Here is a 13,051-nt window from a genome sequence, read left to right as displayed (position 1 = left end):
GTTTTTTCTGCATCGATCAATTGGCGATCGTGACGCTCCCCGGGCGGGATTTGCATATTTTTTTCATTCGAGTCGCCTCTTCGACGATTTGCTCGATGCTCTGAAAAGGGCGGTTGCGGTTTGTCACTACCGCGATGGATATCGATACGAGCGGAATAGGGCCGAAATGGCCGGAGCGCGACTCACCGATCACGTAATTGTTTGTCATGTCTTCGGTGTTGTAAAATTCCTGTTTCAATTTTTCGAATCCTTCGATGACCTTGCTGCAAGGCACCTGATAATTGTGGTGGTTTAATATGGCGATAAAATCGTCTCCGCCGATATGTCCGAGAAAGGTGTCATGACCTGAAAACTGCTCACGAAGCAAGTCCGCGGTCGCTTGAATAAGAGAGTCGCCGCTTTTAAAACCGTAGCTGTCATTGAATGACTTGAAATGATCCAGATCGATGTACAGCACGCTGCACTCCTTCAACCGGGTCGATTGCTGAAGCCTGTCCTCGATGATCCGGTTTCCGGGCAGGCCAGTGAGCGGATTGAGGAAAATCGCCATTTCCGCCCGGATATTGGCCACCTCCAGCAGAACACGGCGGATGCTGACGAACCCGTACAGGCGGCTGTCGTGAATGACCAGCATGCCGTCGTACAGTTCCTCCTCGACGCGGTTCATCGCCCGGATGCTGACATCCGTAATCGGCTCATCGAAATCGACAACGAGCGGACTGCTGTTCATCACGAGTGTGACTGGGCGGCCCATATACAAATTATAGCCGTATTCTGTGCCAAGCAACTGATAAAAACGGGTCCTCATCAGCAGCGCAGGCTTTTTGTCTTCCCCCACCACCGCGATTCCTTCCAGCTTGGGATTATGCTTAAACAGATTGTTGACTATGCCGCAGGTTGTCTCGGGTGAGACGGTCGGAATCATTTCCGCAATATCGCCGATTTTCGTCAACAAAACGTCTGTCTCCTCTCCTCAAAACATTCACGGAAACCTTGATCACGAAAACAGTAAAGAAACGTCTGCCAATTCCGTGGCTGGTTTTTTGATTGCGTATCCCTGACCGTATTGGATGCCTTCTTCGCGCAGAAACGCTATTTCTTCCATCTCCTCGATTCCTTCGGCAATGATGTAAGTGCCGGAGTCTGCTGCAAATTCCTGAAGCAATTTCACGACATGCTGCTGATTGGGATAGAGGTGAATGTGTCTGACCAGGGATTTGTCGAGCTTGATGAATTCCGGCTTCAGACTGACGATTGCCTTGAGGCTGTTGTAGCCAGAGCCAGCGTCGTCAATGGCGATGCGAAATCCCTGAGAGCGGTAGTGGGATAGAATGCGTTCAAATGCTACGTAATCATGGACGGCCTGTTTTTCAGTCAACTCGAATACGACCTGCTGGGGAGACAAGCCATACCGTGCCAACAGTTGGATCGTTTCTCCGCTCCGATAGTTCGAGTCAGACAGCACCTGCGGGTGAATATTGACGAACACCACTGTGTCCTTCGGCTTTTCCGCTTCATTCAAGGCCGCACTCAAGCGTTTGAAGGAGAGATCCCGGCAAAAACATTCAAACGCAAAAACCTGATCCGTATAGCCGATAAATTCGTAGAAAGATTCGGTATCGGGAAACAAAGAAGAAATCGGGGGACGGTTTAGCACCTCATATCCGAGACAGCTTCCTTCCTGCAAATTCAAAATCGGTTGAAAAAAAGTGGTCAATGTTTGGGTGCGAATGATTTTCTGCAGCTCGTAGTATCTTCTGCAGGAAAGGAGGTATTGCTGGGTTGCATGATAGAAGTAGGTCGTGTAGTGATACAGACCGCTTTTATCCGAAGCGGGTAATAGCGGTGTTTTCATTGAATCCCATCCTTTGTGCCTATGAAATCGAGACCGGGATTACGTGGGGTTCGGCTCTATAGTCCAATCGTACCATTTCCGTCATACTACCAACGTTAACGGAATGTAAAATACAAGTTAAAACGTTGTTAGGATTCTGAAACGGTCGCGGCAGCAACTCGTAACGGACAGGAAAAAATTGACATCCAATAGATGCGTAATTATAATGAAGGGGTACAAACGTTCGCTTAAAACGTGTGAGGAGGAACCAAATCGATGGATATAACGAAAGGAAGAGCTTGATTGGGAAGCCCTATAAGAAATGTAGATTGGGTAGAAAAAAATGAAATGATGGATTGTTTGCTCAATCAAGAAGACAACATAACCACGCATCCAATGGATCAAGGATTTGAAGCTGAAGTCAAACATTTTGGAGAACCATGGCCGATATACGGTAATTGATTGGACGAACGGACAATTAGGCGACCCCAGATATGATTTTGCGTGGTCACTTACCCTGATAAAAATATACGCCTCGGATCGATATGCGCGCTTGTTTCGCTCCGCCTATTTCCTGGAAAACGACATTCAGCAAGAGGAACTGGAAGTATTCGAAGCGTTGGCATGCATGAGATGGATGTTGCTGAATCGGAACGGCGGTACACCCAAAGGTCCTGCTACCATGGAGAGGGTAAAAAATCTAATGGCAAGCAATCGATTCCTGCATGAGTGGGAGTTTCAATAAAGGAGGTTGCAACGATGAATAGCGTACTTCCCCGGTTGGGAGTCGGAGCAGTGATTAGAAACGATCAAAACGAGATTTTATTGGTATTGCGAAACCGGAATCCAGAAAAAGGAACGTGGAGCATTCCCGGAGGCAAGGTAGACCCTTACGAAAATCTCGAGGATTGCGTCATTCGAGAGATTAAAGAAGAGGTGAATCTGGACGTTGAGGTAAAGGGGTTGCTTTGTATGGCACAGACCATTCGACCTGAAAATGAGGAACATTGGGTGTCAGCCATCTATGAAGTAGCCGTAAAGAGCGGGGAAGCCCGGAATATGGAGCCAGATGGGGCAATTGCAGACCTGAAATGGTTTCGCATGGACCAACTCCCTGCTAATTTAGCTTGCTTCACGGTACCTGCGATCGAACATTTGGTCAACCGAAGAATTCAGTGACACGAAAACAGCAAACCTCTCTAGGGGGGTTGCTGTTTTCGTTTTTTTAAGGTTTTGTTAAGGTTGCGATTAAAACAGTGTAAGGTGCAGGGGTCTATAATACCTCATATCAGAGGTAGCAAACGAAAGAAAAAGGAGCATAAGCAAATGAACCCATCTATCCCTCAAAAAGAGAGGATCACTGCATTAGACATCATTCGAGGTCTAGCGCTGTTCGGAATCCTGTTTATCAATATTAAAGGCTATATCATCCTGATGGAAGGAACTGAGATTCCTGTTTATACAGGAATCAATGAAGTGATCGACACCTTGATCCTCATATTCGTGGAAAAGAAGTTTTTCTCTATTTTCTCTTTCCTGTTTGGGGTTGGCTTTACTATCTTCGCCTCACGTGCCGAGAAACGCGGGGATAAGCCGTTGCGGCGCTTTGCCCGTCGCTTGCTGGCTATGTTGCTCATCGGGATTGTTCATTTTCTGTTCTTTTGGGGAACAATCCTGCCATTTTACGCGTTGCTGGGCTTTTTCCTCCTGCCTTTTTACCGAGCGAGGGTCGCGACAGTCAGTAGGTGGCTCGCGGGGATTACCGGTGTATACTTGCTCGCGCTTATTGTCAAACTCACTGGGGGATTAAGCTCCTTCTCCAATGTGCTGGACAACATTGGCGCAGATTCTACCTTGATCTTCATTATGTTTCTGGCCGGTTTCCTTGTAGCAAAAGCAGACCTGATCAGGCGAGTCAGTGAATGGAAAAAGCAGATCAGATCGGTCGTCATGGGAGTGGTTCCAATCGTCGCGGGCTTTTCCATCTGGATCTGGTATGCATCTCAGAGTGGAGCAGAAAATGTGAAGCTGATCGTTTCTTTGAGCACCATTCCGGCAGTCTTGTTTTATGTAAGCTCCCTGTTTTTGCTAATGGAGCATGAACGTATTCGGTCCTTTTTCCAACCCGTTGCGAGAGTGGGACAGATGGCTCTTACCAATTATGTGGCGCAAAGCTTTCTAGGATCGCTGATCATCTCGCTCATGGGGCTTGAGACCGTCTCTCCTGTCAATGTTGTGTTGATCGCCTGCCTGATTTTTTTCGTACAGATCATCTACAGCAATCTCTGGTTCAAGTTCTTTGCGATGGGGCCATTGGAAAAAGTCTGGCGCTTTATGACCTATGGCAAACAAAAGGCGAAAAAAACCAACTCCCTGCAAACTTGATAATGGGGGAAAGGTCATGCATACTCTCACATAGAGCATTGGAGGAGGCAAGATTGCATGTCTGGCAAAAAAGTTTTGATTATAGACGATGAAGCTGATATTTTAAAGCTCATTCAAACAGTTCTCATCAAAGAAGGAATTGAGCATGTCCTGACGTCTACGACAGCGGAAGACGGATGGATGCAATTTCAAGAAACGAAGCCAGACCTTGTTTTATTGGACATTATGCTGCCGGATGGAGAGGGCTATGAGGTTTGCAAGAAAATGAGGAGTATCTCCAAAGTACCCATTTTATTCATTTCGGCCAAAACGGAGGAGATTGATAAGATAGTAGGCTTTGCCATAGGCGGGGATGACTATATTACAAAGCCGTTCAGCCCTAAAGAACTGGCTTATCGGGTGAAAGCACAATTGCGCAGAGCCGATTATGCGGTGACTGACGCCATAGAAGAACCAATCCTAAAAGCGGGTCCTTTTGAATTGGATCCCCAAAAAGCAGAGTTGCGAAAGAATGGGCAGCTCATTGATGTAAAGCCGAAAGAACTCGGAGTAATGAAGTTTTTCCTCCAGAACGTCAATAAAGTGATCAGTAAGGAAAAGCTGTATGATACGGTCTGGGGGGAGGATTTTACGGGCATTGATAATACCGTCATGGTGCACATTCGAAGATTGCGGGAAAAAATCGAAGACCAGCCCTCTTCGCCCACGTATTTGAAAACCGTAAAAGGCTTGGGGTATAAATTGACTGTAGAGGATTAGGAACCATGAAATGGAAATTGACCGGACAATATTTGCTGTCGGTTGTTTTGGTTGTCATACTCGTCATTTTGATCAATGTTTTCCTCACGCTCGCTTTGGTGCTCGTGCAGATAGGTTTCGATATCCCGATTATTTTAGAGAAGGAAACATCTCCCGAGCAATTTACCAGGGAGTTTCAGGATCGGATCCACATCGTAGATGATGGTGTAACCATTACTGAAGAAGGAAAAAACGAGCTGCTTGCAAAGCATGCATGGATCCAGATACTGGATGAAAATGGAAGGGAAATAGCGGGCTATCGAGTGCCTGAAGGGGTAACGAAAAAATATACGCCAACAGATATCATCCAAATGTACAAGTATCAGGAAGTGAATGCAGATACGACCATTTTTATTGGGGAAAAAGATGGCGGAGACAGACGCTACAGCTATTTCATCGGGATCGAGAACCCGAATTTAAATCGATACGTCATCTCCTATGACAACCAGGTTTTTTTCCGGATTTCGAAAGTCGGAACCGTAATATTCATCATTGATATTCTCGTTGCTCTGTGGATTGGCTATCTCTTTAGCAAGCGTCTGACACAGCCCCTGTACACACTTATTGAAGGGATCAAAAACTTGGCACACCAAAAATTCCATCATCTGCATAAACCACAAGGAATCTACGAGCATGTTTTTGATCATGTAAATCAACTATCCCATCAGCTGCAGGCAAACGAGAAGGAAAGAAAGAAACTGGATCAATTAAAAGAGGAATGGATCGCCAACATTTCCCATGATTTGAAAACACCCCTGGCTTCCATCCAAGGTTTCTCCGAAATGATCAAGGATCCGGATTATCAGTTTACGATAGACGAGATCAGGGAATATGCTGGGATAATCGAAAAAAAATCTCTCTATATAAAAGAGGTCATCGATGATTTGCATTTATCGACGCGATTAAAAAACAAAGAGCTATCCATCCGCAAGAAAACGGTAAACATGGTAGCGCTCATGAGAAATATGGTCATCGATATATTGAATGACCCGGAATACGCTGATCGACAAATCGAATTCCATGCAAAACAAGAGAATGTACCCGCAGAGGTGGATGAAATCCTGATCAGGCGAGCGATCACGAATTTGATTTACAATGCGATCGTTCACAACGATAAGGATGTAAAAATCGATGTAAGCGTCGAAAAGAAAGAACGAACGCATATCACGATTCAAGACAATGGAAAAGGAATTAAAAAGGAAGAGCTGGACAGAATTTTTGACCGCTATTATCGCGGAACCAACACAGGAGATGCGCATAAAGGTTCCGGCCTTGGAATGGCCATTGCGAATGATATTATTCAGGCACATGGTGGAGAGATTGCCATTCATAGTGTAGAGAAGCATGGGACCACAATTGAGATTCAATTGTTATCTCCCATGCTTTTTTTTGTGGGAAAATGAAAGATTATCGGAAGCTGCTCCGTCTATACAGTGTCAAGGAGGTGGGACATACATGGACGACAATGCCGGCGCCGGCGTGCGTATCGAACAATGGTTTCACGCTTACAGCAATGATATTTATCGCTTTCTGGTCTATTATACGGGACGAACGGATATTGACGATCTTGTGCAGGAAACCTTTATTCGTGCTCTCAAGGCTCTAGAGAAGACAGAGGTTAAAAACCCCAAAACGTGGCTGTTTGCCATTGCCAGACATGCGGCCATTGATGAAAAGCGCAGGTCAAAATTGATGAACTGGCTACCCGATCTATTCCTGCAGCAGCTTGTTTCGCACGATAAAACCCCCGAAGAGTCTTTGGAATTAAGTGAGACCAACCGGATGATCTACGACATGATTAATCAGTTGAAACAATCCTACAGGGACGTATTGATCCTGCGCGGGATCAAGGGATTGTCCAGCAAGGAAACGGGCGAGGTTTTGGGGTGGAGCGAAGCAAAAGTCAATATCACGTTTCACAGGGCGCTGAAAGCTGTCCAAAACAATAAGAATGTTCCTGTTTCGGAGGTGATGAGCAATGCCGTCTCAAGATAAACAGAATATCTTAGAAGAATTGCAGAGTTTCCCTGACCAGAGCCTTGCCTGGGAACGAAGCCAAGTAATCCTCGAGAACATACGAGAGGAGCGAAGACGTATGCTAAAACAAAAAAGGCGGAGAAAACATCTGGCTTGGGTGACCAACGGACTGATCACGTGTGCTGCGTTGTTTGCGATTATCTGGATGAACCCGTTCTCTTCTCCAGCAAAAACAACAGGCAGTGAGTCTGTACTAGAGCAAACATATTTCGCGGCAGCGCAAGAAGCAATCAAAGCAATTGGCATGAACAAGAATTTTCTTTTTGACGAGATGGAGCAGGACACAGAGTATTGGATTGTACGGACGACAGACCGCCAAGCCATTGTGACTTTTAAGCCGAATACGACAGAGGTGCGAAGTGTCTCGGCAACGTATAAGAGCGATGAGTTGACGCCAGTGTATCAAAAGTATGTAGAGACTGCACAGAATGCAATGAAGGAAGCAAATCAACCGGTTGATTTTCAGGAAGCTCATTTTTTCCAAATGGATGGAGAAACGACCTTTACCTTGTGGTTTGGGGATAACCAGTTCGTGCGTGTCGATCTGAAAACCAATCAAGTAACCGACTTCTCCATTTTTTACAACCTGGCGGATGTGGACGAAAAGGTTGTATCCAGTGCGAAAAATGCGTTGATGGTGCTAGCAAAGCACGATCGTTTCGCCTTTACTCAGGTAAAAAAATCAACAACCAAGAATGAAGAAGTGTGGACGTTCTCTAATGAACAAGAGAAGTATTCGGTTGAAGTGGGGGCAAAAACGGGCCAGATATATCGGGTGAAATATGTAACAGACCACTATCGCATATCATCCATAGATGAGGCCGTTACTGTGACCAAGCCGCTGGTACAAAGCCTGTTTGGTGTGGATATTACGGGGTACCAGGCTTATGGCGGCAGGGATTGGGGAGGCTATTTGCTAAAAAGTGAGGGAAAACCAACAATACGTATCAATATTGCTGATTTGAGCATCGGGAATATTGCTGCAATCGGCATGGAAAGATAGAAACATACGGATCGATGGAAAGAGCCTGGAGCGAATCTTCAGGCTTTTTTTCATAAGTGCATTTCGCACTTGACCAGTAGGTATTATCGGTAATATAGTAAGCATATTCTCATTTTATAAACGTAAATTCCGAGTGGAATGGAGGGGAATTGATTGTCTACTTTATGGACGATTGTGAACATCGTTATTTTGCTTGCCATCATTTTAGGATTGTACGCCATGCAGAAGAAACACATTTCATTTTCCAAGCGGGTGTTTGTCGGTTTAGGCGTAGGGATATTGTTTGGACTCATCCTGCAATTTGTGTATGGAGCAAAATCCGACATCCTGCAGACGACCTTGGATTGGTACAACGTCGTTGGAAAAGGATACGTGAAGCTGCTGCAAATGATTGTCATGCCGCTCGTTTTCATTTCCATCGTCGCGGCATTTACCAAAATGAAACTATCCCATAACATCGGAAAAATCAGCACCCTGATCATCGGCTTGCTGGTCGGGACGACTGCTGTAGCGGCAGCGATCGGGATTGCTTCCACACTGGCGTTCAATCTGGATGGCGCCCAGTTCCAGCAAGGTGATGCAGAAACCGCACGAATCGGACAGGTGGAGCAGCGTCTGGGCGAGATCCAGAACATGACTTTGCCGCAAAAGGTACTGGAGCTTTTGCCAGCCAATCCGTTCCTGGACTTGACGGGTGATCGTCCGACCTCTACCATTGCTGTCGTCATTTTTGCCGCGTTTATCGGAATCGCCTACTTGGGAATCAGAAAGAAAAATCAGGAGCAAGCCGAGCTGTTTGCCAAAATCGTGGATACCTTCCATGCGGTGATCATGCGGATTGTGACATTGATTCTGCGTCTGACTCCATACGGGGTACTGGCGATCATGACCAGAGTGACAGCAACCAGTGATTACAATGCGATTTGGCAGCTGGGGAAATTCGTCGTTGCCTCGTATGTGGCGCTGGCCCTCATGTTCATCGTTCATTTGCTGCTGTTGGCCTTCGCAGGTTTGAATCCGATCACGTATATCAAAAAGGCATTTCCGGTCCTCACCTTCGCCTTTACATCGCGTACGAGCGCAGGAGCTTTGCCGCTGAATGTCAAAACACAGACGCAGGATCTGGGAGTTCCTGAGGGAATTGCCAACTTTGCAGGCTCATTCGGTCTCTCCATCGGGCAGAATGGTTGCGCGGGGACTTACCCGGCCATGCTCGCCGTGATGGTTGCGCCGCTGGCAGGGATCGATCCGCTGACGCCTTCCTTTATTCTCACGCTGATCGTGGTTGTTGCCCTCAGTTCTTTTGGGGTAGCAGGTGTAGGTGGAGGAGCCACCTTTGCAGCGCTGCTGGTATTGTCTACGATGAATCTGCCAGTCGCGATCGTCGGTTTGCTGATTTCCGTAGAGCCGCTGATTGACATGGGACGTACTGCTCTGAATGTGAGCGGAAGCATGACGGCAGGCGTGCTGACGAGCAAAGCAACGAAAGAGCTGGATACCCATGTGTACAATGAAACGAGCTCGCAATCTGTAACGGCATAAATACATGCGGCTGCACGACTGATCCAAGGCAGGTTCAGCTCTACATCTAACAAGCAACGGGGATGCTCCGAGTCCTTTACGACTCTGGATGCATCCCCGTTTTCGCTAGTCATTTATCAACCCGGCAGTACTGCGTTACTTTTCAAGCTGGATGGGAACCTCCCAATTGCCGTCGCGGTACTGATGCTGCTGAATGCCATAGGTAATCGTCAGTTCCTTCGGCTGCCTCTCCAGGCCGTCTATGAATAGAGCGCTCTTGATCTGCACGCGTCCGTCTTTGCCGCGGGTGTACTCAGCGTCGCCATTGTTCATAGAAACACGGTATACCTTACCCGTTTCGTCTTTTGCTTTCCAATCGGTGATGTACACGATGTCCTTCGGCAGGGTCGCTTCAAACTCGATGATCCCGCCTTTGTCGTCCCACTTGTACCCTCCGATCATCTCCTCTTCATCGCTTTTCTTCAAATGGAATTTGCTGAACGTAAAGGTGCTTCCACTGTTTTCGACCACAACCGGCTGTTTGCTCCATTCATCGAGGGCAATCTTGGCTTCGAAGGACGCCGGTTCATTCAGATAGATGGAGTGTAGCTTGAAGATCACCTTTTCATGGCCTGTAAACGGAGTGAATCCGTCCCACCACACCATTCCACGGCCTTCGCTATCTCCTTTGCCTTGTCTTGTGTTTTCTACCCCATTTTTTCTAATGCCATTCAAGGCGTGGAACATGGTATCATCCCGACCTGCGATCAGATTCCCTTTTTCGTCAAGAATTTCATAGGCCAGATCGTAGCTGGTCAAGTAGTGCTGCATCCGCTCTCCATCAGTTAATCCTATTTCCTTCCTTTGACCATCAGGTGCATCGTTCCAGCCTTTCTCCTCGATCAGCTTCCTATACTCCTCGTTTCTCTGTTCATTCCAATCTGTCTGTAAGGTGAGAAGACTGGAGCTGGGAACGGTTATGATGTTGTCCAGCTTGATGACAACCCCCTGTGGTGATGTGTACTCCTGATTGATCACTACTGTTTTCGCCACTTCTTTTGCCTTTTTCATATCGATGGGAATTTCGAGCTTCCATGAGCCATCCGTCTGCATGATTTTACTGAACTCGAAGATGACGGTAATCTCATCAGGCACTTCTTCTGCTCCTGTGAAAAGGTGGTACAAGTCCTTTTTGACAAGCATGTAATCTCCGTATTTCTTCCGTGCCCAGCCATCTCCCTCGGGATTCAGGTCCTTCCCGTCCTTGTCGGTAAGCGTAAAGCTCGTTTCATACTCCCCAGCTTTGTAATCCAATTTCTTCCCGTCCTGGTCGACGATCTCCAAGATCAGGGCAATTCGCGTCGGATCGGCCAACACTTCCTTGACTGTTACGGTGATCCCTTTGTCTGACACCTTCTTGTTGACTTCCTGGACGTAGCCTTCGACCGCCGCGTTTTTCATGCCGCCGTCCGCTTGATTTATGGTATGGAATAAACTGTTTACGTAATTGGCAAACGTAGGTGATACCATCGTCCCGAATGTAACGGCAGCCGCAAGCCCTGCTACGGCAATCGCTGTTTTCTTCATGATATCAAGGCTCCTTTTCCTCCATGTATTTTTCCTGTTCATGCTTTTCGCTTGCCGCGCAATATCCCCCATGACCAGCTCCGTAAAATGAGGAGCGAGCAGCTCTTCTGCCAGCCATTCTTCCGCGTCAGGAGTCCCTTCCATGAGGCGAACCAGTTCTTCTTGGCAAGAGATGCATGAATCGACATGCTGTTCCAGCTCTGCTGATTCCAGCGAAGAGAGCTTCCCGTCGAAATACGGCTTCAACTGGTCAGATTTGTGGCATTTCATATATGGAAGCCCCCCCTTTTTCCAAGCCTTCTCGCAGCTTTTTTCTCGCTCGATGGAGCCTCATCTGGACAGTCGTCGTGGGCAGCTCCAGCGCCTTACTGATTTCTTTGTAACTGAGCTGGTCGATGTACCGAAGGACAAGCACCGACCGATATTCCTCTTCCAGGCCTTTCATCTGGCGGAGAAGCAATTGCTGCTGTTCTTTTTGCAAAAGTTCGTCCTCTGGTGTCTTTGCATCGATCAGTTCGACTTCTTCGCCAAGCGTTTTGACGGTCTGCTTTCTCCGTCTTAGCTCATCCAGACAGTGGTTGGCAGCTACCCGATAGAGCCAGGCTGAAAAATTGCCGTCCAGATGAAATGTATCCAGCTTGAAATACGCTTTTGTAAAAACCTCCTGGGCCAAATCTTGAGCATCCTGCCTCTGACCAATCATCCGGTAGAGGTGGGCAAATATTCTCCCTTTATACTTGTCGACAAGTCGTGCATAGGCTTGCTGGTTTCCTCCTAGCACCAGGCGAACGAGCTCGTTATCGTCCTGCATGTTTTCTCTACCTCCCATGCAAAAGGCTTGCTGCGCAGCGATTGCCTTTTTGACCATGTTCATCAAGTAAAACGGATATTTTTCCATTTCCTTTCACATTTTTGCAAAATTGTTTTTAAGAGGTGTAAAGCAGACCGCATGGAAAACGGGGATGTGCGAGTCCAGAACGACTCTGCTACATCCCCGTTTGTGCTAGTCAATCCATATCATGATGCAATCATTCGTGTACACGGCTGCACCCGGCTTGACGTGCTGATCATTCAGCCGAATGTGTCCTGCCTTGATGCGTTGGGCAATTTGCGTACGGCTCCAGCCGACAAGCTGTTCGGCAAGCAGTTTATCGAGACGAAGGCGGCTATCCGCACGGTCGATGATGATCTTCACTACCTTGCACCCGTTCCCCTGATAGTCCAGGATGTTGAGTTGCTCGGGCTCCATGATGTCGATGGAAAACTCCTCTTCGAGAACCTCGACATGCTCCGTGAACGACTTGTAAATAGCCAGCTTTTTGTTCCACGTATGCCCTTTTTCGCATTTGTAGATGGAAAAGCGGTAGATGTTTTTTCCGTTGGCGTTGTGACGGCGTACGGCGGTATCGGTAAAGCGGACGGTTTTTCCGCAGTTTTTGCAATGGCGTTCGATGCTGCTGGTAGCATTCGATGAAGCTTCCAGCGTCCAGTAAAGCTCGATGGTATGCATATCCTTCACCTCGCGAGTAGATAAAGGAACGCGATGGCCTATTTGAATGTCTTGCAGGGTGAACAGGTGAGGCATGTAAAAAGAATGCCGCAAACCAAAAAGGAGACTCACCCAAAGGGCGAATCTCCGTAAGCGTCAACTCTACAGATATCGTCACGTTCCTTTGTAATGGGAAAATGGGCAGACTACCCCCTTGAGAAAAACAAGGCTGTTTTTCGAGGGTAATGCTATCCAGTTGCGATCCATTACAAAGTAGTTGTTGGCATACGTGCGATAGCTCCTTTCCATTCAAACAGATTATAGGAATCATAACATGTGTGGGTAATTTTCCCAATAGGCAACATGAACCAACAGACGCCTCAGCATGTACTTTTTG

At 47.1% G+C, this 13,051-nt stretch carries 13 protein-coding genes; 8 read left to right on the top strand and 5 right to left on the bottom strand.

Going from position 1 to position 13,051, the window contains the following annotated elements; all coding sequences use genetic code 11:
* Nucleotides 1-16: 16 nt before the first annotated feature.
* A complete protein-coding gene (locus tag T458_RS38855; RefSeq protein ID WP_023556448.1) occupies nt 17-955 on the bottom strand; it encodes a GGDEF domain-containing protein in 939 nt (312 codons plus the stop codon).
* Between the two features lie 42 nt (nt 956-997).
* On the bottom strand, nt 998-1,855 hold the full coding sequence (locus T458_RS38850) for an EAL domain-containing protein (protein WP_023556447.1): 858 nt from the start codon (nt 1,853-1,855) through the stop codon (nt 998-1,000).
* Nucleotides 1,856-2,264: 409 nt separating this feature from the next.
* Here T458_RS38850 and T458_RS38845 point away from each other — a divergent pair, with 409 nt between their 5' ends.
* From T458_RS38845 to T458_RS38810, 8 genes are all read left to right on the top strand, one after another.
* Complete coding sequence (locus tag T458_RS38845; RefSeq protein ID WP_144083829.1) at nt 2,265-2,579, top strand: hypothetical protein; 315 nt, start codon at nt 2,265-2,267, stop codon at nt 2,577-2,579.
* Nucleotides 2,580-2,593: 14 nt separating this feature from the next.
* A complete protein-coding gene (locus T458_RS38840) occupies nt 2,594-3,013 on the top strand; it encodes an NUDIX domain-containing protein (protein WP_023556445.1) in 420 nt (139 codons plus the stop codon).
* 147 nt (nt 3,014-3,160) lie between these two features.
* Nucleotides 3,161-4,219: a DUF418 domain-containing protein gene (locus tag T458_RS38835; protein WP_023556444.1), complete on the top strand. Its 1,059-nt coding sequence runs from the start codon at nt 3,161-3,163 to the stop codon at nt 4,217-4,219.
* 57 nt (nt 4,220-4,276) lie between these two features.
* Nucleotides 4,277-4,978 (top strand): response regulator transcription factor, encoded by a 702-nt coding sequence (locus T458_RS38830; protein WP_023556443.1) that lies wholly within the window; start codon nt 4,277-4,279, stop codon nt 4,976-4,978.
* A gap of 5 nt (nt 4,979-4,983) precedes the next feature.
* On the top strand, nt 4,984-6,420 hold the full coding sequence (locus T458_RS38825) for a sensor histidine kinase (RefSeq protein ID WP_023556442.1): 1,437 nt from the start codon (nt 4,984-4,986) through the stop codon (nt 6,418-6,420).
* Nucleotides 6,421-6,472: 52 nt separating this feature from the next.
* Complete coding sequence (locus T458_RS38820) at nt 6,473-7,012, top strand: RNA polymerase sigma factor (protein ID WP_023556441.1); 540 nt, start codon at nt 6,473-6,475, stop codon at nt 7,010-7,012.
* Between the two features lie 100 nt (nt 7,013-7,112).
* Nucleotides 7,113-8,057, top strand: coding sequence for a hypothetical protein (locus tag T458_RS38815; RefSeq protein WP_252989801.1), 945 nt, complete (start codon nt 7,113-7,115; stop codon nt 8,055-8,057).
* A 153-nt stretch (nt 8,058-8,210) separates the two neighbouring features.
* Nucleotides 8,211-9,599 carry an L-cystine transporter gene (locus T458_RS38810; protein WP_023556439.1) on the top strand — a complete coding sequence of 463 codons (1,389 nt, stop codon included), beginning with the start codon at nt 8,211-8,213 and terminating at the stop codon, nt 9,597-9,599.
* A 135-nt stretch (nt 9,600-9,734) separates the two neighbouring features.
* Here the strand turns inward: T458_RS38810 and T458_RS38805 are convergent, their stop codons facing one another.
* From T458_RS38805 to T458_RS38795, 3 genes are all read right to left on the bottom strand, one after another.
* On the bottom strand, nt 9,735-11,435 hold the full coding sequence (locus tag T458_RS38805; RefSeq protein ID WP_023556438.1) for a DUF4179 domain-containing protein: 1,701 nt from the start codon (nt 11,433-11,435) through the stop codon (nt 9,735-9,737).
* Nucleotides 11,416-11,976, bottom strand: coding sequence for an RNA polymerase sigma factor (locus T458_RS38800; RefSeq protein WP_031305642.1), 561 nt, complete (start codon nt 11,974-11,976; stop codon nt 11,416-11,418). Before T458_RS38800 ends, T458_RS38805 begins: the two co-directional genes overlap by 20 nt.
* A 192-nt stretch (nt 11,977-12,168) precedes the next feature.
* Nucleotides 12,169-12,675 (bottom strand): S4 domain-containing protein, encoded by a 507-nt coding sequence (locus T458_RS38795; protein WP_023556436.1) that lies wholly within the window; start codon nt 12,673-12,675, stop codon nt 12,169-12,171.
* Nucleotides 12,676-13,051: the final 376 nt, after the last annotated feature.

The organism is Brevibacillus panacihumi W25 (genome assembly GCF_000503775.1).
Classification (GTDB): Bacteria; Bacillota; Bacilli; order Brevibacillales; family Brevibacillaceae; genus Brevibacillus; species Brevibacillus panacihumi_A.
The sequence above is the reverse complement of the archived record's forward strand: the minus strand, read 5'-3'. Positions and strand labels throughout refer to the sequence as shown.